Below are 21,104 nucleotides of genomic sequence, written 5' to 3'. Positions count from 1 at the left end.
GCTTGCCGGCAGCGGGCAGCAATGCGGCCCTGGCAAGCATGACGCCCGAGCTTTTCTGAACCCTCCTCAAGCGGGCAGTGCCCAACGTATCTCCAGGCTCACGCAGGCTAGCCATCATGGATCACCCTGAAATCATTCACCACGGCGCCCGCGAGGGCGTGACCGGTTCCTGCCATCAAGTCTGGATGGACCAGACGGCCAGCTTGCTGATCGACTGCGGCGCCTTCCAAGGCGAGGATCAGGGGCAAGGCGGGGAGGGCTTGACCCTCGACTTCACCATCGATGGCGTCAAGGCCCTGATCGTGACCCATGTGCATCTGGATCACGTCGGGCGAATCCCACATTTGCTGGCTGCGGGTTTCGAGGGGCCGATCCTGTGTAGCGAACCGTCAGCCCAACTGTTGCCCATCGTACTCGAAGACGCGTTCCGTCTAGGTATCAGCGACGATCCGGAGCAACTGGAACGCTATCTCAAGGTGGTGGAGCAGCGCACCATCGCCTTGCCCTACGGCAACTGGTTCACGCTCCACGAAACCGAGGGTGCCCATTGCAAAGTCAGGCTGCAACCGGCCGGCCATGTGCTGGGTTCGGCGTATGTGGAACTCGAAATGACAGGGCCGGATGCCACTGCCCAGCGCGTGGTCTTCAGTGGTGACCTGGGGGCGCCGCATTCCCCACTCTTGCCAGACCTGACCCCTCCCGAGCGCGCTGACCTGCTGATTCTGGAAAGCACCTACGGCGACCGCCGCCACGCCGATCGGGAGCACCGGCGTGAACGCTTGCAGGCCGTCATCGAGCGCGCCTTGCAAGATCAGGGCACGGTGCTTATCCCGTCTTTCTGTATTGGCCGCACCCAGGATTTGCTTTACGAGCTGGAGGAAATCCTCCACGAGCATGAACTGGCGGGGCAGGACCAGACCAACACCGGCCCCGAGGTGGATTGGCCACATTTGCCGATCATCCTCGATTCACCTTTGGCCAGCCGTTTCACGCAGGTTTACAGGGGCCTGCAAGGGTATTGGGACGAATCAGCCCAGGACCGCATCAAGGAGGGACGCAAGCCCCTGTCCTTCAAGCAACTGATTACCATCGACAGCCATGAGGAGCACCAGCGCATCGTTCAGCACCTGGCCGAGACGGCCCGGCCGGCCATCGTCATCGCGGGCAATGGCATGTGCTCGGGTGGGCGTATCGTCAACTACCTCAAGGCGATGCTGGGTGATGCCCGGCACGATGTGGTGTTCGTCGGTTACCAGGCCCATGGCACACCTGGCCGGGACATCCTGACCCATGGCCCGGAAGGCGGCTACGTCATGCTGGACGGCGAGCGCATATACATCCGTGCCGCAATAGAGCGCGTGGAGGGCTATTCAGCCCATGCCGATCAGGCAGATCTGGTCGGTTTCGTCACACGCATGCAGGCCTGGCCGTCGCATATCCGCCTGATACACGGAGAGCCTGAGGCCAAGCAGTGCCTGGCTGGCGTTTTGCAAGCGCGTTATCGCGAGAGCGGTCACGAGGGGAGTGTGCACATCCCCTGATGGTTGGCGACCAGAAAGTCCACGAACACCCGCACGCGTGCGGGCATGTTCGGTCCACCGGCAAAGACGGCGTGAATCGGTTCACGGTCGCCTGGGTTGAAGGCCTCGAGCAGTGACACTAGGCGCCCGCTGGCCAGGTCATCGGCGACGGTGAAGGTGCCTATCCGGGCGATGCCTGCGCCCAGCCTGGCCAACTGGGCCAGAGCCTCGCCGCTGCTGCATTCGATGTTGCCGCTTACTTTCAATGCGAACTCGCGCCCGTCACGTACGAACGGCCAGTCCGACGTGGCGCGCCTGAAGTTGAACCGCAAGCAGTTGTGCTTGGCCAAGTCTTCGGGCAGCAAAGGGCTGCCCCGCCGGCTCAGATAGTCCGGCGAGGCCACGATCACTTGGCCCGTTTCATCGATTTGCCGAGCATTCAGCGAACTGTCTGGCAGCGCTCCGAAGCGCACGGCCACATCGGCCTGCCCACCGAGTACGTCGACAACTTCGTCACTGAGGGTGAGATCAACCAGTACCTGCGGATACTGCACGCTGAACGCCGCCACCAAGGGGACGATGCGCAGCCGGCCATGCCCAAGTGCAGCGCTGACGCGAACCCGACCACGCGGAACGCCCTGGTCGGTAATGGCCTGCTCTACTTCCTGAAGGTCGGTCAGTACACGGCGTGCCCCTCGCAGATAGGCCTCGCCTTCGGGCGTGAGGGTAATCGCGCGGGTGGTGCGCAGCATCAGCCGTGTACCCAGACGCTGCTCGGTACGCGCCAATATGCGGCTGACGGCAGAGGGGGTCAGGCCCAGTGCACGGGCGGCGGCGGACAGGCTGCCTGCTTGCGCTACTTTGGTGAACACTTCCATCTCGCCTGATCGTCCTGTCAGATCCATTTGTGCCTCGTACGCAAAGGTGGTTCGCACAATCGCTATCTAGTGCCTCGGTGAAACAGATCGTAGCATTTACGGCACAGATAAGGAGTTTAGCCATGCGTATCAACCCACCCCTTGTAGCGCTCGCCATGGGCGCATTCGGTATCGGGGTTACCGAGTTCGCCCCCATGGGTATGCTGCCCAGCATCGCCACTGACCTGGGCGTTTCCATTCCGGCCGCTGGTCTGTTGGTCAGCGCCTATGCACTGGGTGTACTGATCGGCGCCCCGCTCATGACCCTGGCAACCGTACGCATACCGCGCCGATACCTGCTGATCGGCCTGATGGCCATCTTCACCTTGGGCAACCTGATGTCGGCCCTGGCCAGTGACTACGCCAGCCTGTTGGTCGCACGGGTGGTGACCTCGCTCAACCATGGCGCCTTCTTCGGCATAGGTGCCATCGTCGCGGCCAGCGTGGTGCCCGCTGAGAAACGTGCCGGCGCCGTGGCTGCAATGTTCATGGGCCTGACGCTGGCCACCATCGGCGGTGTCCCCCTGGCGACCTGGTTTGGCGAGTTGCTCGGCTGGCGCACGGCGTTCTGGGGCATAGCCGGGCTCGGCCTGGTGGCGATGACTACGCTGTGGTATGCCTTGCCCAATGTCCCATCGCCCAAGGGTGACGGTGCACTGGCCGAGATACGTGTGCTGACCCGTGGACCCGTGTTGGCTGCCTTGCTCCTGACCGTGGTGGGTTCCAGCGCGATGTTCACGGTGTTCACCTACATCGCGCCCATCCTGCAAAACGAAGCCGGGGCCTCTACAGCATTCGTCACGTCCATGCTGGTGCTGTTTGGTGTTGGCCTGACCCTGGGTAACGTGTGGGGCGGTAAAGCGGCGGACCGTTCCGTAGATCGAACCCTGATCGTCTCGCTCGCCGTGCTGATCGCAGTGCTGCTGGTGTTTCCACTTGTACTGGGCTCGTCCCTGCTGACCGCTGGCGCAATCCTGATTTGGGGCGCAGCCAGCTTCGCCCTCGTGCCGCCCCTGCAGATGCGCGTGATGGAGGCCGCCAAGGACGCACCGAACCTGGCATCGGCTGTGAACATCGGTGCTTTCAACCTGGGCAACGCCATTGGCGCTGCCTTGGGGGGCGCCGTGATCAATGGCGGCCTCGGTTACTCGGCCATCGCGTTGGCGGGCGCTGGCACTGCGGCGCTGGGCTTGATAATGGTGCTGACGTTCGCCTGGCGGGGTCGTCACCAGGTTACCCAGGTCGCGGTCTGAGGCATGGGCCTGCGCCAAGGCCTCTGCTAGCGGTCAGGGCGTGCCGTTACGCCCATGTTCGTGATAGGCCGGGCGCTCGCTCAGGCGCTCGTAATAATCGCGTAATGCAGGCAGCTGAGGGTGTTCGAGCGGCGTTTCGAACCAGCGGTTGACCGACAGGCCAATGGGAATGTCGGCCAGTGTGAAGTCGCGCCCGGCTACAAAGGCGCCGGTGCGGGCCAGCTGGCGCTCGAGAATGAGCATGTTACGCCCCCATTCGGCGCAGCCGTTAGCCAGGGCATGCGGGTCCTGATGGGCAGGTGAATGCCGAACCAGCGACAGGAACGCATAGCGCCAGGAGGCGTTCAGGTCCGAAGCCTGCCAGTCGATCCACTGGTCGATCCTGGCCCGGGTGCGGGCCTCCACTGGGTAGAACGCTGCTGCGCCATAGCAGTTGGCCAAGTAGCGAATGATGCTGTTGGACTCCCACAAGGTGAAGTCGCCGTCCTGGATGACGGGGATCATGGCGTTTGGGTTGAGCGCAAGAAACGCTTCGCTGTCGGTTGCCTGGAAGCCCGATCCCCAGTCCTCCCGCACGAACGGGACCTGGAACTCCGCGCACGCCCACAGCACTTTGCGAACGTTGATCGATGAGGCTTTGCCCAGTATGCGCAGCATGTTGACATCCTTGTAGGCGGGGTACCGATCCTCGGTGACCGAGGGCAAACGGTCAAGAGGCAGCGATCATGTAGGCTCTTTCTGAAAATGCGCGCATGCACTTGCTGGTCGTTGTGCTCAGGGAAGCACCTGCCTAGTCTCGGGTCTCCAGACAGGGAGCAAACAGCATGGACAACGACCCCACCCGACCAACCCAAGGCCCCACCGTGGTTAACGCAGCCCGACGTTTCGCAAGCGCCGGTTCCGACCTGGTCCAGATGAAGCCAGCGTTGCCCTTGCGTACTGCCTTGATGGAAGCATCCTCCATCATGGGTTGCATCACCGAGCTTACCCGCAAGGCCATCGACAAGCCTGCAGACCGCAAGAACGCGATGCTTGCCACCTGCTATCTGGCCGCCATGGCCAAGGCCCTTATCGACGGACAATTGCAGGCGTTGCGCAATGTTCGTGAGGACGATGTCGAACGATAGCGGTCAGGCGCTTGCCTGGGGGCTGCGAACTTGGCACCCTTGGCGGCGCGTATCGCCTGTAACTCGACAAAAGGAAGAGTGCATTGAGCTGGGACAAGGTGGGGAAACTCCTCGTAGCCGTTCTGATCGGGCTGGCGGCCCTGTTGTTCGTCTACAAGGCAGTGGTGGGCAGCCCGCGCCTGGAAGCGTCGCTGACCTACGCCTACCTGACCTATCCAGGGCAGTTCAGCGAGCGCATCAGCAAAGCCAGCGAGCAGCTCAAGTACGAGCAGTTGAGTGCACGCATAAACACGATCGGCCAAGGGCAACTGAGCCGCGATCAGGTCGACCGGCTGGTGGAGATAGCCCAGGCGCCTTATGCCCAGCTGTTTGCAAAACCTTTCGAGGCCGGCCTGGTCGACCACCGGACTGGCTTGCTCATCGAGTTGCAGAACACCGGCAATGCACCCGTGGACCAGGTGAGGATTCGCTTGCCGTCCAAAGGCCTGGTGCAAATCCGCGATTCGGCCGGCAATGACACCTTGCTTGAAGCTGCCACTGCTCAGCTTGAGATCCCGGCGATAGAGGCCGGTGGCGCCAGCAAGGTCTGGGTGTATTTCGATGCTGATTATTCGCAGATACGCCAGAGTGGGGTCGGTATCAGCTACGCCGAGGGCACGGCGGATATTCAGGTGTATCAGTCGGTCACCGGCTTCCCGGCCTGGGTTGCCCGCTACAGCACAGAGCTGATGGTGCTGTTGACTGTTCTGGGGTTGAGCGTGCTGGGGCTGGGTTACGCCTGCCTGTCCCGCCGGCGGCCGTCCTAGGCGTTACTCAAGCGCCTGTGTCGTGCAATGCCAGGCTCTGACGCAGGTGTTCCAGCAAGGCCAGGCGCACCGATTGCGGTCCCTGAACGCGGATCGCCCCGGCCTGGGACAGCAGCCAGCCCATCAACGCTCGATCATCCGCTACCGTCGTCACCAAGATGGCACCGCCGTTGGGCAGGACTGTGAGGCGCATGCCCGTACCCAGCGGATGCATCTCCAGATGATGATAGAGCGACTCGTCGACCCAGGCGTGCAATTCCACTTGGACAGGGGCCTCACCTGGCGCGGGCGAGGGGCTATCGCGCAACTTGCGTCCGGGCTGCCAGTGCCAGCTATAGGGCATGCACGCGCTGTTGCACTGCAAAGGAAACAGGCCTGCCAGCTCCACCAGGTCACGCTCGACCGTACGTTTGGTCGTGGCATGACCTGCGCTCGATAGCGCCGCCTGTAACTGCGTGCAGCTCATGCCGGGATGGCGGCCCGGCAGTAGCTTGAGGAGTTCCCACTGGCGGGCGATGGTATGACGCGATGACTGACTGGGCAAAGGCTCGTCCTTGAGGGCAGACAATGAAAGCCTACTGGTGGCTTTAAGCTACCGGGCAGGATACCGCCTCGGGGGACCTGAACCAAGCCATTCGTGTCAGTGGCGCATAGGAAGGGGCGAGGGCGCCTTTGTGTTTGGAGCGTCACCCCTGGGTCAGCGACACAGGGGCGATGGGGCGGGTCTCGAACATCATCTGTTCAGGTAACGGCTCAGCGTGCGCATGACTCAGTTGAGCGCATGGGCCATACCCTGGTCTTCACCCAGGAAACCACCGCTCTGGTGCTGCCACAGCCGTGCGTAAGTGCCATTCTTTTCCAGCAGCTGGGCGTGCGTGCCTTGCTCGATGATGCGCCCTTCATCCATCACGATCAGGCGGTCCATGGCGGCGATCGTGGACAGGCGATGGGCGATCGCAATCACGGTCTTGCCCTCCATCATCTCGTCCAGGCTTTCCTGGATGGCGACCTCCACCTCAGAATCCAGTGCACTGGTCGCCTCGTCGAGCAGCAGGATGGGTGCGTTCTTGAGCATCACCCGGGCGATAGCGATGCGCTGGCGCTGCCCACCGGACAGCTTGATGCCACGCTCACCCACCATGGTGTCGTAGCCGGTGCGGCCCTGTTGGTCGCTGAGCTGACTGATGAACCCGTCAGCTTGCGCGTCACGGGCAGCCGCCCGGATTTGCGCCTCTGTGGCATCTGGCCGTCCATAGGCGATGTTCTCGCCAATGGTGCGGTGCAGCAGTGACGTATCCTGGGTCACCATGCCGATGGCGCTGCGCAGGCTGTCCTGGGTGACCTTGGCAACGTCCTGACCATCGATACGGATCTGGCCACTGTCCACGTCGTAAAAGCGCAGCAGCAGGTTGATCAGCGTGGACTTGCCTGCACCGGAACGGCCGACTAAACCCACTTTTTCACCCGGCTTGATGTCCAGGCTGAGGTCGGTCAGTACCTGGCGTTCACCGTTGTAGTTGAAACTGACCTTGTCGAATGTCACCGCGCCACCACGGGTCACCAGCGCAGTGGCGTCCGGGGCGTCCTGCACTTTCGGGCCGCGTGTCAGGGTGGCCATGCCGTCCTGGAGTGTGCCGATGTTTTCGAACAGTGAGGTCATCTGCCACATGATCCAGTGCGACATGCCATTGATGCGCAGGGCCATGGCGGTGATGGCCGCCACAGCGCCGGTGCCCACCTGGCCCTGGTGCCATAGCCACAGCGCATAACCGCCTGCACCGAGAATCAGCCCTACCACCAACGCCTGGTTGACGATTTCGAACTGGCTCACCAGGCGCATCTGCCGGAAACCGGTCTGCTTGAAGTCCTCCATGGCCGCCCGGGCAAAATGGGCTTCGCGCTTGGAGTGCGAGAACAACTTGACCGTGGTGATGTTGGTATAGGCGTCGGAAATGCGCCCAGTCATCGACGAGCGCGCATGGGCCTGCTCTTCACCTACTGCGCCCAGGCGTGGAACGAAATAGACCATTGCCAGCCCGAACAGCACCAGCCAGGCAATGAACGGCAGCATCAGTTTCAAGGCAAAGCCGCCGGCCAGGGCGATGATGGCGATGAAATAGACGCCAATGCCAGGCAGGATCTCGATGACCGTGAACAGCACCTCGCGCACGGCCAATGCAGTCTGCATCACCTTGGTGGTGACCCGCCCGGAAAACTCATCGGAGAAGAAAGACAGGCTCTGGCGCAGCATCAGCCGGTGAAAATCCCAGCGCAGGCGCAGCGGCAGGTTGATGGCCAGTATCTGGTGCTGGACCATGGTGCGTAGCGCCACCAGGCCTATGCTGATCACCAGGACGATGCCAATTCCCCACAATACGTGACTTTCCTGGGCGGCAGCGGTGTCGCCGGCCTGCCAGGCCGACAGCAGGTCCACCACCTGGCCAAGGAAGCTGAACAACCAGGCTTCGTACAGGGACACGCCGGCACTGAGCAGGGCCAGCGCCAGAATGTATCCGCGCGCCCCACGGGTGCACGCCCACAGGAACGGTACGAGGCCAACGGGAGGCGGCGGTACCTCATCAGGAGGGAATGGGTCGAGCCTACGCTCAAAGATACGAAGCATGCAGTGTCTCCGGGAAAAACGAATGGCGTGGCAGCGCTGGTACTGCACCAGCAGTGCCCGCCTTTACATAGACACAACGAGTGTCCATCTGATCAAAAATCTCAGCGTCATTGGCCTGCGTGAGGCGTCACAGGCTAAAGACCTTTTCCATTGGCTGATAGATCAGCCCCGCGTGCTCACCGACTTCACCTGCTTGGCTGAAGCCATAACGCTGATAGGCCGTCACCGATGGTAGCGACGCGCTCACCGTGACCGTCTGGCTGCGGGCGTGGCTCAGGGCGGCCTCGATCAAGCGGCGGCCGATGCCCTGGCGCTGATAAGCGGGGCTGACGAAGAGCATCGCCACATGACGGCCTTGTTTGAGTTCGACCAGCCCCGCAAGCCTTCCTTCTGCCTCGCAGACCAGCATGAGGTTGTCGCCTTGCATTCGCTCTGCAAAGGCGTTTGCACTCGCCACTTCGCCGAATGTCGTAATCCCCTGCGCAGGCAAAAGTGGCGCTACCGAGTGTGCAAACGAAGCCATGCACAGCGCACTGGCCTGATCGAGTTCATGACGAGAGAGAGGGCGTATCTGCATGCTGACGGTCCGTGTGGGCAAGCGGTGAGGCCATAGTACCAGCGCTTGTTTCTGGCAATTGCAAAGGAATGTATTCGTGCCCGCCTGAGCGTGCAGCGAGGGAGTTGCCGGTTAGTCCTGCTCGGCCAAACGGATACGCTGGCCTGGACGCTCATCGACTTCCTGCATGGATGGGGATAGCCTCGTGCCAATCTGCCCAGCCTGGATCGAACAACGTCCTATGCCTGCCGTTTTTTCCGACTTGCCGTCCCTTGCCGCCCTACGGGTATTCGAGGTCGTGGCACGGCACCTCAATTTTCGCCTGGCCGCTGCAGAGCTGGGAGTTACCCAGGCTGCCGTGGCTCAGCAGATTCGTGGGTTGGAGCGCGCCTTGGAGGTACGCTTGTTCGAACGCCTGCCTCGAGGCCTGGCATTGACCGACGCTGGCCGGGGGTATAGCGAAACCGTGCGCACTGCGATGGGCATGCTCGATGAGGCGACGCGCCGGCTGCGACCTGCACCTTCCCATATCACCGTCAGCGTGACTCCTACCTTCGCCGCCAAGTGGCTGATACCCAGACTCGGTGCACTGGCCGAGCGCTACCCGACATTGGACGTGCGGATACTGGCCACCGATCGGCTGTCGCATTTTCATACCGACGGCGTCGACCTTGCCGTGCGCTACGGGCGCCCGCCTTTTGGGCCAGGGCTTGAGCAGGCACTGTTGATGGCCTCGGAAATCATCGCGGTGGGGAGCCCCACCCTGGTAGCGGCACTTGGCCCGCCTGAAGACTTCGCAAGCCTGGAGCGCTATGTGGCCCTGAGTGATGCCCATGATTTGTGGCCGTCTTACCGTGCACAGGTCTATCCCGGTCACCCCGTCGTCTGTGCAAGGTCTGTCCAGTTCAACCAGACGTCGCTTGCCATCGACGCGGCCATTGGCGGGCAGGGGATTGCGCTGGCGGAACGCGCCTTCGTTGCGCAGGACATCGACGCCGGGCGCCTGGTCCAGGTCGCCGAGTCGCACCTGCGCCCAGACAAGGCGTTCTACCTGGTATGGCCCCGCAAAGGTCGAGAGACGCAGCTGCTGCAGGAGGTCATCGACTGGCTCAGGTCTGATGCCGGTGATAGAAAAACTACTGGCTGACGCATTGGCAGCTGTCTCCCTCACTTCTCTGCCCCTTGGTAGCCTGAGCCCTGTACCCACTCGATGACCATCACAGGAGGCAGCATGACAATCGAAAAGGTTGCAATCATCACCGCAGGCGGCAGCGGCATGGGCGCGGCGGCAGCCAAGCGCCTGGCCGCCGATGGCTACAAGGTCGCGATTCTTTCCTCCTCTGGCAAGGGCGAGGCCTTGGCCAAGACGCTGGGCGGGCTGGGCGTGACGGGTAGCAACCAGTGCACGGAGGACCTTGAGCGGTTGGTCGACGAGGTCATGCAGCGGTGGGGCCGCATCGACGTGCTGGTCAACAGCGCGGGCCACGGACCTCGGGGGCCGGTGCTGGAGCTGAGCGACGCCGACTGGCATGCCGGCATGGACACCTACCTGCTCAACGTCATCCGGCCCACACGCCTGGTCACGCCAGTGATGCAGCGCCAGGGCGGCGGGGTCATCGTGAATATTTCCAGTGCCTGGGCCTTCGAACCCAGCGATTTGTTTCCCACTTCCGCCGTGATGCGTGCAGGGCTGGCGGCGTTCAGCAAACTCTTCGCGGACACTTACGCACGTGACAATGTGCGCATGAACAACGTGCTGCCGGGCTGGATCGACAGCTTGCCGGCCACCGAGCAGCGTCGCGAAAGCGTGCCGCTCAAGCGCTATGGCAGCAGCGACGAAATCGCCGCCACGGTCGCGTTTCTGGCCAGTGATGGCGCCGCCTACATCACCGGGCAGAATATCCGGGTCGACGGCGGCCTGACGCGAAGCGTCTGAGTTGAACGATGCGCTCAAGCCAGGCTCACAACCCCAAAGGGTTTCTCAGGAGCAGTGTGATGAGTATCGAACGCAGTATCCCTGAACTTGCGGCCTGGTATGCCCAGTACGACGACATCAGCTACCGCCGTGAGTCACCCGATGCCTACCACCACGAACTGGTGCGTACCGCTGAAGCGTTGCGTGACGATGGCATCATCGATTGGGACGATTGGCTGGCGCTCAAGGCATTGGCCGACCAGGCGCATGTGCATGCCCTGGAAGATGCCGTGCGCGCCCATGTGATCGACCCTGACACATGAAAGCGCTGAGGATCGCCACGTTCAACATCAACGGCATTCGCAGCCGACTGCCAGCACTGCTGGCCTGGCTCGAACGTGAAAAGCCCGATGTGGTCTGCCTTCAGGAGCTCAAGGCACCCGACCAACAGTTCCCGGGTGAGGCCCTGGAGGCCGCTGGCTACGGTTGCCTGCACCTGGGCCAGCCTGCCTGGAACGGGGTAGCGATCCTGGCGCGCGACAGCGAGCCGCTCGAGGTACGGCGAGGCTTGCCGGGCATGGAGGACGACACCCAGAGCCGCTACTTGGAGGCCGCGGTACATGGTGTGTTGGTCGGGTGTTTGTACCTGCCCAATGGCAACCCGCAACCAGGGCCGAAGTTCGACTACAAGCTGCGTTGGTTCGAGTGCCTGATCGAGCATGCCCGGCAGTTGCAGGACAGTGGTCACCCCACCGTCCTGGCTGGGGACTTCAATGTCGTGCCCACGGACCTTGATATCTACGACCCCAAGTCCTGGCGCAAGGATGCACTGCTGCAACCCGAATCGCGCGATTGCTTCGAGCGCTTGCTGGCCAGCGGCTGGATCGACGCCATCCGGCACCTGCATCCGCAACAACAGGTATTTACGTTCTGGGACTACTTCCGCAACCACTGGGCACGTAATGCGGGCCTGCGCATAGACCACTTGCTGCTCAACCGGGATTTGGCGCCATACCTCAAGCGTGCGGGTGTCGATGCCTGGGTGCGCAATGAGCCCAAGGCCAGTGACCATGCCCCTACCTGGATCGAGCTGGGGAGTCGGCGTAGCCGCAAGTCAGCTTGAGCCAGTTATTCAGATGGATGCTGTACCTATCTCTGGGCTATGAGGTTCCGTGTGGGAGCGGTCCTTGTGCCGCGATGGGGCGCGAAGCGGCCCCAGGATTTCAGCTTCGCCGCTGACGTTGCCGGGGCCGCTACGCGGCCCGTCGCGGCGCAAGGTCCGCTCCCAGAAGGAGATTGCTAGCCTGCTGGCGCAATCACATCATCTGCGTGTTCGACTTAATGAACGACGTAAACACGCATGAGTCTACTTGATGCTTTCTCTTAGCATGACTAATACTAAGGAACGGCCGATGAGGGATGATCATGCAGATGCGCTTCGTTGTGGTTCCAGCTGTACCGCAAACAAAAGAATGGCGGCCACGGCGACTCGGCTTTCCATCATCGTTGGGGGAGGGCTACGACCTGTACGACACCCAGGACAAGGTCAGGCTGAGTCTAAACCTGCCTACTCGCGCACAAGCAGAATACGAGTGCAGCTGTCGTAACGGCTGCGAAGTGGCCGATGACCTGACCGGAAGCGGCTAAGGGCAACCCCAGCCCGATCAAGCCAGGTAGTCGTCGAAGAACTCCAGCGTGGCCAGGTTCTTGTCCTTGCATTCGAACATGATGTCGAACCTGTCCAGAAACTGCAGTGCGTAGCGGTTCGTCCAGCAGTTCCACATGCGAGCGCTGTGGGCATACAGGTCGCGTTTGTTCACCTGTTCCAGCAACTCATCGATCACCAGCTTGCGATCAGGGTCGAAACCCAGCGCCTGCAGATGTTCCGGGGGCTGAGAATAGTGCATGGTCGGGCGTACGCCGCGCCAGCTCTCGATCACCCGCTCCACTCGCCCATCGTTTGGGTCGATGTAGTCACCCTCATGGATCCAGCAATGGTGGATATCCAGCACCACCGGCGCCAGGTCCGCCAGCGCTAGACAGTCGTCGAGCCCATAGGTCTTCTCGTCGTTCTCGAAGGTAATCACGTTGCGGGCCACATCGGACAGGCGCGGCCATACGGTGCGAATACCCGCACCGCCCAGCCGGCCGGCAATGTGCACATTGCATTTGAAGTCCTGGAATACCTGCCCGTAGCCCATCATGCGGATCATGTCGGCATGGTATTCGAACTCGGCCAAGCTGTTCTCCACCACATCGGGGCGGTCTGAGCCCAGCACGCAATACTGCCCAGGGTGAAACGACAGGCGTATCTCCCTGGCGCGTGCGAAAGCGCCGATGGCGGAGAAACGTTCAGTCATCAGCGCTTGGAAATCCGCCTCGCGGTACACGTGGGCCACGCTAGGGTGGCTGTACAGCGGTAGCAGGTCGCTGCTCAGGCGCAGCATGCGCAGCGCCTGGGGCAGCTGGGCCACGTAGTCGAGCAAGCGCAGCTGGGCCTGGAGATTGTGTTCAACCAGTTCCAGCAACTTGTTCCGGGCCGCCTCGCGGGAGGCGCCCGAGACCCAGCGCAGCGTCGTGCTGCGCGGGTTGAACGTCCGCTCGATGGTCTCCAGCTCCTTGACCGACAAGCTGCGGTGGGGGTGCCGGTACATGCAGGCGAAACCCAGGCGTGGCATGCAATGACTCCAGAGGGCTGGGCCCGTTTACAGCAGTTTGTCCAAGGTGATCGGGAACTCGCGTACCCGCTTGCCCGTGGCATGGTAAATGGCATTGGCCACGGCCGCCGCTACCCCCACCACGCCAATCTCGCCTACCCCTTTGGAACCCAGTTCGTTGACGACATCATCATGCTCTTCGACGAAGACCACCTCGATATCGCCAATGTCGGCGTTCACCGGTACGTGGTACTCGGCCAGATTGTGGTTGAGAATGCGGCCCAGTGCGTGGTCGGTCTGGGTTTCTTCGTGTAGTGCCATGCCGATGCCCCACACCACGCCCCCCAGAATCTGGCTGCGCGCTGTCTTGGGGTTGACGACCCTGCCTGCCGCCACCGCACTGACCACACGGTTGACGCGCACGGTGCCCAGGTCTTCGTCCACCGATACCTCGACGAACACCGCCGAATGGGTTGCCGTGGAGTAGGGCTTGCGCTTGTCGTCAGGCCCTGCCTCGACCTGTACCTCGAAGCAGACCTGCTGGGTACTGGGTAGTAGGTCGGCGAGGGCGAAGGAATGCTCACCGGCGCTCACCTGGCCACCTGCAATCACGAACGCGGAATCGTCCAGGCTGGCCAGGCTCGGGAGCTGTTGCCTGGCCTGCTCGACAACCTGCTTGCGCAGCTCCAGGCAGGCTTTGCGTACGGCAGAGCCGACGGAGGACACGGTGAATGACCCGCCTTGCAAAGGCGCCTTGGGCAAGGAGGAATCGCCCAGCAGGAACGTCACATCGGCCATGTCGAGGCCCGCGGCGTCGGCAGCGATCTGCGTCATGACGGTATAGGTGCCAGTGCCAATGTCGGTTGTGGCACTGCTGACGGTCAGGTGCCCGTCGCAGCCCAGACGCGCCTTGGCGCTGGCTTGCATTTGCATGGCTTCCCATACACCACCGGCCATGCCCCAGCCTATGCGCTGGTTGCCGTCACGCATCGAGCCGGGCGTAGCCTGACGCTTGTGCCAACCGAAACGCTCGGCCCCTTGCGCGTAACAGGCCAGTAGTTCTTTGCTCGAATAAGGCTTGCCCTCGTTGCCGTTGTGGCTGGCAAAGTTACGTCGGCGCAACTCGACCGGGTCCAGCCCGGCTGCGCAGGCCAACTCGTCCATGGCGCACTCCAGCGCCAGCACGCCTGAACCTGCACCCGGCGCGCGCATATCCAATGGGGTGTAGACGTCCAATGGCGCCAGGCGGTAACTCAGCGCAACGTTATCGCACTGGTACAGCATGCCGCTCCACTCGACCACGTGTTCGGCAAAGTCTTCAAACCGGGACGTCTGGCCGATAGCGTCATGACCAATGGCAGACAGGCGGCCTTGCGCATCGGCCGCCAGGCGCAGGCGCTGCTGTGTGCGTGGGCGGTAGCCAAAGGTGAACATCTGCTGGCGGGTCAAGGTCACGCGAACCGAGCGCATCAGGTGCAGGGCAGCCATGACCGCCAGGGGCAGCTGATACTGCGGACGCAGGCCCGAACCGAAGGCGCCACCGACGAAGGCTGCCTTGACGCGCACTTTTTCCTTGGGCAGGCCAAAGACGTTGTGCACGTATTCCTGGCAATTCTGCGTGCCCTGGGTCTTATCGTGGATGACCAGGCTACCATCGAGTTGGTAGCACACGGTGGAGGCGTGGGGCTCCATCGGGTTGTGGTGCTCGTTGGCCGTCCAGTAGGTGGCATCCACGCGGGTAGGGGCACTGGCGTACTGGCCAGGGAAGTCACCACGGGGCTCAGGTGTTTCAGCCGGCGCATCGTGCGCTTGACCCAGCACCTTCTCAAGATCGGACTCATGGCTTTCCTGGCTGTAGTGGATCTCGACCAGCGAACCTGCATGACGGGCGATTTCCAGCGTCTGTGCTACGACCAGTGCAATGGGCTGGCCGCTGTAGAATACGCGGTCGTTGAACAACGGTCTGAAGGGCGAGCCCTCGGCTGCATCATCGTCGCTGTAGTCATCGTCGTAGCTGGAAATACGCGGACGGTTGATGTGGTCCAGCACCGCCACCACGCCTGGTACCTGCAGCGCTTTCTCGCTGTTGACCTTGACCACACGGCCACGGGCGATGGTGCTGGAAACGACGCTGCCGTGCAGCAGGCCTTCTTCCGGGTAATCGGCGGCATAGCGCGCCTGCCCGGTGACCTTGGCCGCGCCGTCGACGCGGTTCGCTGGGGTTCCTACTACCTTGCTCATTGTGCGTCCCCCTCGAGGCTGCCGCCGGCGGCGGCCTCGGTCAATGCCCGAACGATGGCTTGTTGAGCCAGCTGCACCTTGAAGCCGTTCTGGCTCAGGGGCTGTGCCCCTTGCAGCAGGGCAGTGGCCGCTTGGGTGAACAGCTCGGTGCTGGGCGCCTGGCCTTGCAGAATGGCTTCGACAGCTTCGTTGCGCCATGGCTTGTGGGCCACGCCACCCAGGGCGATGCGGGCCTCTTGAATTACCCCGTTTTCGATGCGCAGGGCAGCGGCAACCGAGACCAGCGCGAAGGCGTAGGAGGCTCGATCACGCACCTTCACATAGCGGAAATGTTCGGCAAAGCCTTGGTCGGGCAGCTCGATGGCGGTAATCAGTTCATCAGGCGCCAGGTGGTTGTCCTGCTGCGGCGTATCGCCGGGCAGACGATGGAACTCGCCGAACGGAATCTGGCGTTTGGCGGCAGGCCCTTGCACATGCACCACGGCCTTAAGGGCAGCCAGTGCCACGCACATGTCCGAAGGATGAGTCGCCACGCACGCCTCGCTGGCGCCGAGAATCGCATGAATGCGATTCAAGCCGCTGCGTGCTGGGCAACCGCTGCCGGGTTCACGTTTGTTGCAAGGCGTACCGGTGTCATAGAAGTAGTAGCAGCGCGTACGTTGCAACAGGTTGCCGCCGGTGCTTGCCATGTTGCGCAGCTGCGGCGATGCACCGGCCAGGATCGCTTGCGACAGCAATGGGTAGCGCTGGCGGATGAGCGGGTCCCACGCCAGGTCCGCGTTGCTGACCAATGCGCCGATCAACACACCGCCCGTGTCGCTGGGTTCTATGCGGTTGAGTTCCAGCCCTGTGATGTCAATCAGTCGCTCGGGCCGCTCGACATTTTCCTTCATCAAGTCGACCAGGTTGGTCCCGCCTGCAATGAAGCGCGAGGACCCATCGGTCAGGCGCAGCGCCTCGTCCACCGAGGCCGGCTTGTGGTAGCTGAAAGGGGTCATGTGCGCGCCCTCTTGATCAGCGGCAGGGCCTGTTCGACGGCGGCCACGATGTTGCTGTAGGCGCCGCAGCGGCACAGGTTGCCGCTCATCTGTTCACGGATGTCGGCACGGGTATGGGCGTGTCCTTCATTGGCCAGGCCTACGGCCGAGCAGATCTGGCCAGGTGTGCAGTAACCGCACTGGAAGGCATCCTGACTGATGAATGCCTGCTGCATAGGGTGCAGTTGGTCACCCTCGGCCAAGCCTTCGATGGTGACGAGGTCGGCACCTTCGCACATCACCGCCAGGGTCAGGCAAGCGTTCACCCGGCGGCCATCGCGCAGCACGGTACAGGCCCCGCATTGGCCATGGTCGCAACCTTTCTTGGTGCCCACCAGGTCCAGCTGCTCACGCAGCAAGTCGAGCAGGGTGGTCCAGGGTTGTACCGTCAGGGCCTGGGGTTGGCCATTGAGGGTGAAGTTCAGGGTCTGCTGTGCAGCGCCCTGTTCAGGGAGTGCTGTCATGGTAGGTCCTCACGGTTCGATTGCGCACAGTGGGCTGTGTCTATGGAGTGCGACTGGTCAGGCGCCCGGAACGTTCATCCCGAGCGCCAGGCCCTTGTCATTTCTTGGCAGGCAGTACCGCGCTCAGCACCTGCTTGGCGGTCTGCACGATCACGCCGGCCTCATCCGGGTCGCCCTTGAGCAAGGTGGTCGCAAACTTCCTGGCCTGCTCGAGTTTCAGGTGCGGCGGCAGTGGCGCGACGTTGGGGTCAGTCTTGAACTCGATCAGCACAGGACGGTCAGCCGCCAGTGCACGCTCCCAGGCGGAGGCGACATCTTCCTCGCGCTCGACGTAGATGCCCTCAAGACCGATTGAGATGGCGAACAAGTGATAAGGCACGTCGGGTATCGATTGAGAGGCTTCGAACTTCGGATCGCCCTCCATCACGCGCTGCTCCCAGGTCACCTGGTTGAGGTCTTCGTTGTTGAACACCGCGCAGATCCACGTGGGGCTTTCCCACTGCTGCCAATATTTGGCCACGGTGATCAGTTCGGCGAGGTTGTTCATCTGCATGGCGCCGTCGCCCACCAAGGCGATCACTGGCCGGGTCGGGTGGGCGAACTTGGCAGCAATGGCGTAAGGTACGGCCGCGCCCATGCAGGCCAGACCGCCCGACAAGGAGCACTGCATCCCCTCACGGATCATCAGGTCGCGGGCGTACCAGTTGGCGCACGAACCCGAATCACTGGATATGATCGCCAGATCTGGCAGGCGCGGGGATAGCTCGTGCACCACTCGCTGCGGGTTGATCGGGTCGGCCTTGACCAGCGCGCGTTTGGTCAATGTCTTGTCCCAGCTTGCGCGCCATTTCTCGATTTTCTTGCGCCAGCTGTGGTCTGGGCGCGTGTGCAGCAATGGAAGTAATGCCTGCAACGTCTGCGCGGCGTCACCGACCAGGTTCACCTCCATGGGATAGCGCAGGCTGAGCATGTCTGGCTGCAGGTCGATTTGAACGCCGCGCGCCTGACCTTCCTTGGGCAGAAATTCGGAATACGGGAAGCCAGAACCAATCATCAGCAGCGTGTCGCATTCGGCCATCAGTTTATAACTCGGCTCGGTCCCCAGCAGGCCGATGGCGCCCGTTACCCACGGCATTTCATCGGGCAGAACGCCTTTGCCAAGCAGGGCCTTGGCAACGCCAGCACCCAGTTGCTCAGCCACGGCGGCTACCTCTTCACTGGCCCCCAGCGCGCCGGCCCCGACCAGAATGGCGACCTTGCGTCCTGCATTGAGCACATCGGCGGCGCGCTGCAAGTCGGCATCGAAGGGGATTACCTTGGGTTTGCTATAGCCAATGCCCGAGTGCACGGTGCCATGGGCACGGGGCGGGTCTTCATAGGGCAGGTCCTGCAGGTCGTTGGGCAGGATTACGGCCGTCACGCGTCGCTCTCCAACGGCTGTGCGCACGGCGCGGTCCACCAGATGACGTACCTGTTGCGGCGTGGATGCCTGCTGCACAAATGCGCCGGCGACGTCCTTGAACATCGAGACCAGGTCCAGCTCCTGCTGATAATGACCGCCTAAGGCGGCACGCGCTTGCTGGCCCACGATGGCCAGGACCGGCTGATGGTCCATGCGCGCGTCGTACAGGCCGGTGAGCAGGTGCGAGGCACCCGGCCCGGATGTGGCGATGCACACGCCCAACTCGCCGGTGAACTTGGCGTGGGCACTGGCCATGAAGGCGGCCATCTCTTCGTGCCGGGCCTGGATGAACTGGATCTTGCCGCCCGCGCGGTTCAGGGCGCCGAAAACACCATTGATTCCGTCGCCTGGGTAACCAAAGATGCGGCGTACGCCCCATTGGTACAGCCGTTCGACCAGAAAGTCGCCTACAGTGCCGCTCATCGTCTTCTCCTGCCGCGTCTCGGATAAGTTCTGGACTTGGCAGGGAAGACTAAAGTTTCAACGGACTTGAAGCGGTTCAGCTGACCGGGATAGCCCGTTCTTGCACATCAGCCGTGCTTGCGCAGCGCTTCGATCAACTCGGCCTTGGTCATGGTCGAGCGGCCCTTGATATCCTTGCTGCGCGCCTCCTTGAGCAGGCTCTCCTTGGTCTGCGATTCCAGGGAGGCCGAGCTGTTGCGCGGGTGTCCCTCGCGGGTCTTGGCAGCCCGTTTGGCAGAATCGGAACGTGCGGCTTTCTTGTCGGTGCTGCTGGTCTTGCTGCCAGAGCCACCTTGCTTGTCGCCCCCGCCCGATTGCTTGTTCACCGTGGCCCAAGCACGCGCCTCGGCCTTGTCCTTGGGCAAACCCTTGTCCTCATAGCTTTGCTCGATGTGCTCGGCTTTGCGCTTTTGCTCTTGGGTGTACTTGTCCTTGTCGCCGCGTGCCATGGTGGTCGCTCCTCATTGGATGGGTATTAGGGTTGAAGGCCAGCACACGCTCAAGTGCCGATGGGCGGACGGACGGCGGGCCCATTAGTCGTCGGATTCAACCTGAGATAGGGGGCGGGCGACGTGCTCCAGCGACCGGCGCTCTGCGGCTACCCCGTAAACGGCCTGGACGACTGCCGCTGCCAGCATGAGCGCAGCGCCGAGCAGGTACCCATACCAGACTTGGGTACGCTCGCCCGATTCGATCAAGGCACCGAACAATGTCGGCCCCACCATGCCACCCAGCCCCGTGCCGAATGCATAGAACACGGCAATGGCCAGAGCACGGATCTCCAGCGGGAATGTTTCTGCCACCGTGAGGTAAGCAGAGCTGGCCGCGGCCGAGGCAAAGAAGAAGATGACCATCCACGCGATCGTTTGCTCGACGGCATTGATCATGCCCTGCTCGAACAGATAGCCGCTCAGGGTCAGCAGTACGCCCGACAGGGCATAGGTGGTGCTGATCATGATGCGCCGCCCTAACACATCGAACAGCCGCCCGAGCAACAAGGGGCCACAGAAGTTGCCGAGCGCGAACGGCAGGACATACCAGCCAACGCTGGAGGAGGGAACATCGTAGAAATCGGTCAGTACCAGGGCATAGGTGAAGAAGATGGCGTTGTAGAAAAAAGCCTGCGCCGTGAGCAGCGTCAGGCCTACCATGGCCCGGCGCCTGTGGACGACGAACAGGCTGTGAAATACCTCGGGTAAAGGCGTGTGGTGCCTGGCTCGCAATTGCAGGGGCGGGCTGTCAAGTGCAGGCAGTGTCAAGCCTTGATCGCGGCACCTGCGCTCGATGTCGGCCACAATGTGTTCAGCCGCCTCGGGTTGATTGTGGATCATCAGCCAGCGCGGGCTTTCCGGCACCCACAGCCGCATCAGCATGATCAGCAGGCCCAACCCGGCACCAATGCCAAAGCATAGGCGCCATCCAAGATCGCCGTGCGCCATCGAGGGGTCCAGCAGCACGATGGCACCCACTGCACCCAGCGCAGCGCCTAGCCAGAACGTACCGTTGATGGTCAGGTCGACCCAGCCACGGTAGCGCGCTGGGGTGAACTCCTGGATGGTTGAATTGATGGCGGTATATTCCCCCCCAATGCCCGCGCCTGTGAGAAAGCGAAAGACCATGAAGCTCCACAGGTTCCAGGAAAATGCCGTGGCAGCGGTGGCGCCGATGTAGAGCGCCAGGGTGATGAAAAATAGCTTGCGCCGACCCAGGCGATCAGTCAGCCAGCCGAAAAAAAGTGCGCCGAGTACCGCCCCGGCGATGTAGATGGCGCCAGCCAGGCCGACGTCGCGGTTGCTCATGGCCAGGGCAGGGCTGTCTTTCAGGGCGCCGGCCAATGACCCGGCAAGGGTGACTTCCAGGCCGTCCAGTAGCCAGGTAATACCAAGGGCTACCACCAGCAACGTGTGAAATCGGGTCCATGGCAGTCGATCAAGGCGCGCAGGGATATCCGTGCTGTAGAAACGCTGATCGCATGTGCCGGCAGATGTGCCGTGTGTAGGTTCAGTCGTCACGCCAGCCCCGAGTCCATTATCGCTGCCGTTTACAGGAAGGGCTGCAATGCAG

21 protein-coding genes are annotated in these 21,104 nt (G+C 62.3%); 9 read left to right on the top strand and 12 right to left on the bottom strand.

Annotated elements, in window-relative coordinates; all coding sequences use genetic code 11:
• The first annotated feature begins 116 nt into the window (after window positions 1-116).
• On the top strand, window positions 117-1,541 hold the full coding sequence (locus FS767_RS03300) for an MBL fold metallo-hydrolase RNA specificity domain-containing protein (RefSeq protein ID WP_178102706.1): 1,425 nt from the start codon (window positions 117-119) through the stop codon (window positions 1,539-1,541).
• Here the strand turns inward: FS767_RS03300 and FS767_RS03295 are convergent.
• Window positions 1,514-2,425: a LysR family transcriptional regulator gene (locus tag FS767_RS03295; RefSeq protein WP_144964181.1), complete on the bottom strand. Its 912-nt coding sequence runs from the start codon at window positions 2,423-2,425 to the stop codon at window positions 1,514-1,516. The genes FS767_RS03300 and FS767_RS03295 overlap by 28 nt on opposite strands.
• 95 nt (window positions 2,426-2,520) lie before the next feature.
• On the opposite strand from FS767_RS03295, the gene FS767_RS03290 reads away from it, so the two are divergent.
• Window positions 2,521-3,690, top strand: a complete 1,170-nt coding sequence (locus tag FS767_RS03290; RefSeq protein WP_144964180.1) for an MFS transporter — start codon at window positions 2,521-2,523, stop codon at window positions 3,688-3,690.
• Window positions 3,691-3,723: 33 nt separating this feature from the next.
• On the opposite strand, the gene FS767_RS03285 is transcribed toward FS767_RS03290, so the two are convergent.
• Window positions 3,724-4,347 carry a glutathione S-transferase family protein gene (locus FS767_RS03285; RefSeq protein ID WP_058603919.1) on the bottom strand — a complete coding sequence of 208 codons (624 nt, stop codon included), beginning with the start codon at window positions 4,345-4,347 and terminating at the stop codon, window positions 3,724-3,726.
• A 167-nt stretch (window positions 4,348-4,514) separates the two neighbouring features.
• Between FS767_RS03285 and FS767_RS03280 the strand changes: the two genes are divergently transcribed.
• Complete coding sequence (locus FS767_RS03280; RefSeq protein ID WP_058603920.1) at window positions 4,515-4,817, top strand: DUF3077 domain-containing protein; 303 nt, start codon at window positions 4,515-4,517, stop codon at window positions 4,815-4,817.
• Window positions 4,818-4,900: 83 nt separating this feature from the next.
• Window positions 4,901-5,623, top strand: a complete 723-nt coding sequence (locus FS767_RS03275) for a hypothetical protein (protein ID WP_144964179.1) — start codon at window positions 4,901-4,903, stop codon at window positions 5,621-5,623.
• Window positions 5,624-5,630: 7 nt separating this feature from the next.
• Here FS767_RS03275 and FS767_RS03270 read toward each other — a convergent pair whose 3' ends face one another.
• The 3 genes from FS767_RS03270 to FS767_RS03260 all read right to left on the bottom strand — a co-directional run bounded on the left by FS767_RS03270 (window position 5,631) and on the right by FS767_RS03260 (window position 8,823).
• Complete coding sequence (locus tag FS767_RS03270; protein ID WP_144964296.1) at window positions 5,631-6,167, bottom strand: WYL domain-containing protein; 537 nt, start codon at window positions 6,165-6,167, stop codon at window positions 5,631-5,633.
• Between the two features lie 225 nt (window positions 6,168-6,392).
• Window positions 6,393-8,246 (bottom strand): ABC transporter ATP-binding protein, encoded by a 1,854-nt coding sequence (locus tag FS767_RS03265; protein ID WP_144964178.1) that lies wholly within the window; start codon window positions 8,244-8,246, stop codon window positions 6,393-6,395.
• A gap of 127 nt (window positions 8,247-8,373) precedes the next feature.
• Complete coding sequence (locus FS767_RS03260; RefSeq protein ID WP_144964177.1) at window positions 8,374-8,823, bottom strand: GNAT family N-acetyltransferase; 450 nt, start codon at window positions 8,821-8,823, stop codon at window positions 8,374-8,376.
• 220 nt (window positions 8,824-9,043) lie between these two features.
• On the opposite strand from FS767_RS03260, the gene FS767_RS03255 reads away from it, so the two are divergent.
• From FS767_RS03255 to FS767_RS23140, 5 genes are all read left to right on the top strand, one after another.
• The gene (locus tag FS767_RS03255; protein WP_144964176.1) at window positions 9,044-9,949 is read left to right on the top strand and encodes a LysR substrate-binding domain-containing protein; all 906 of its coding nucleotides are present in this window, start codon (window positions 9,044-9,046) and stop codon (window positions 9,947-9,949) included.
• An 84-nt stretch (window positions 9,950-10,033) separates the two neighbouring features.
• Window positions 10,034-10,738, top strand: a complete 705-nt coding sequence (locus FS767_RS03250) for an SDR family oxidoreductase (protein WP_144964175.1) — start codon at window positions 10,034-10,036, stop codon at window positions 10,736-10,738.
• Window positions 10,739-10,797: 59 nt separating this feature from the next.
• On the top strand, window positions 10,798-11,040 hold the full coding sequence (locus tag FS767_RS03245; RefSeq protein WP_023536082.1) for a hypothetical protein: 243 nt from the start codon (window positions 10,798-10,800) through the stop codon (window positions 11,038-11,040).
• Window positions 11,037-11,840 (top strand): exodeoxyribonuclease III, encoded by an 804-nt coding sequence (gene xth / locus FS767_RS03240; RefSeq protein ID WP_144964174.1) that lies wholly within the window; start codon window positions 11,037-11,039, stop codon window positions 11,838-11,840. Before FS767_RS03245 ends, xth begins: the two co-directional genes overlap by 4 nt.
• A gap of 296 nt (window positions 11,841-12,136) precedes the next feature.
• Window positions 12,137-12,364 (top strand): hypothetical protein, encoded by a 228-nt coding sequence (locus FS767_RS23140; RefSeq protein ID WP_144964173.1) that lies wholly within the window; start codon window positions 12,137-12,139, stop codon window positions 12,362-12,364.
• Window positions 12,365-12,381: 17 nt separating this feature from the next.
• Here FS767_RS23140 and uvsE read toward each other — a convergent pair whose 3' ends face one another.
• From uvsE to FS767_RS03200, 7 genes are all read right to left on the bottom strand, one after another.
• Window positions 12,382-13,395, bottom strand: a complete 1,014-nt coding sequence (gene uvsE / locus FS767_RS03230; RefSeq protein WP_144964172.1) for a UV DNA damage repair endonuclease UvsE — start codon at window positions 13,393-13,395, stop codon at window positions 12,382-12,384.
• Between the two features lie 27 nt (window positions 13,396-13,422).
• Window positions 13,423-15,615, bottom strand: a complete 2,193-nt coding sequence (locus FS767_RS03225) for a xanthine dehydrogenase family protein molybdopterin-binding subunit (protein ID WP_144964171.1) — start codon at window positions 15,613-15,615, stop codon at window positions 13,423-13,425.
• The gene (locus FS767_RS03220) at window positions 15,612-16,613 is read right to left on the bottom strand and encodes a xanthine dehydrogenase family protein subunit M (protein WP_144964170.1); all 1,002 of its coding nucleotides are present in this window, start codon (window positions 16,611-16,613) and stop codon (window positions 15,612-15,614) included. Before FS767_RS03220 ends, FS767_RS03225 begins: the two co-directional genes overlap by 4 nt.
• A complete protein-coding gene (locus FS767_RS03215; RefSeq protein ID WP_023536023.1) occupies window positions 16,610-17,116 on the bottom strand; it encodes a (2Fe-2S)-binding protein in 507 nt (168 codons plus the stop codon). The genes FS767_RS03220 and FS767_RS03215 overlap by 4 nt, the downstream gene beginning before the upstream one ends.
• Before the next feature lie 97 nt (window positions 17,117-17,213).
• Complete coding sequence (locus FS767_RS03210; protein ID WP_144964169.1) at window positions 17,214-19,001, bottom strand: thiamine pyrophosphate-requiring protein; 1,788 nt, start codon at window positions 18,999-19,001, stop codon at window positions 17,214-17,216.
• Window positions 19,002-19,108: 107 nt separating this feature from the next.
• Window positions 19,109-19,489, bottom strand: coding sequence for a termination factor Rho (locus FS767_RS03205; protein ID WP_144964168.1), 381 nt, complete (start codon window positions 19,487-19,489; stop codon window positions 19,109-19,111).
• Between the two features lie 84 nt (window positions 19,490-19,573).
• Window positions 19,574-21,052, bottom strand: a complete 1,479-nt coding sequence (locus tag FS767_RS03200) for an MFS transporter (RefSeq protein WP_144964167.1) — start codon at window positions 21,050-21,052, stop codon at window positions 19,574-19,576.
• Window positions 21,053-21,104 lie beyond the last annotated feature (52 nt).

It is taken from the genome of Pseudomonas sp. DE0010 (genome assembly GCF_007680745.1).
Lineage (GTDB): Bacteria > Pseudomonadota > Gammaproteobacteria > Pseudomonadales > Pseudomonadaceae > Aquipseudomonas > Aquipseudomonas parafulva_B.
Note: the sequence above shows the minus strand (reverse complement) of the source record. Positions and strands in the feature narration are given on the sequence as shown.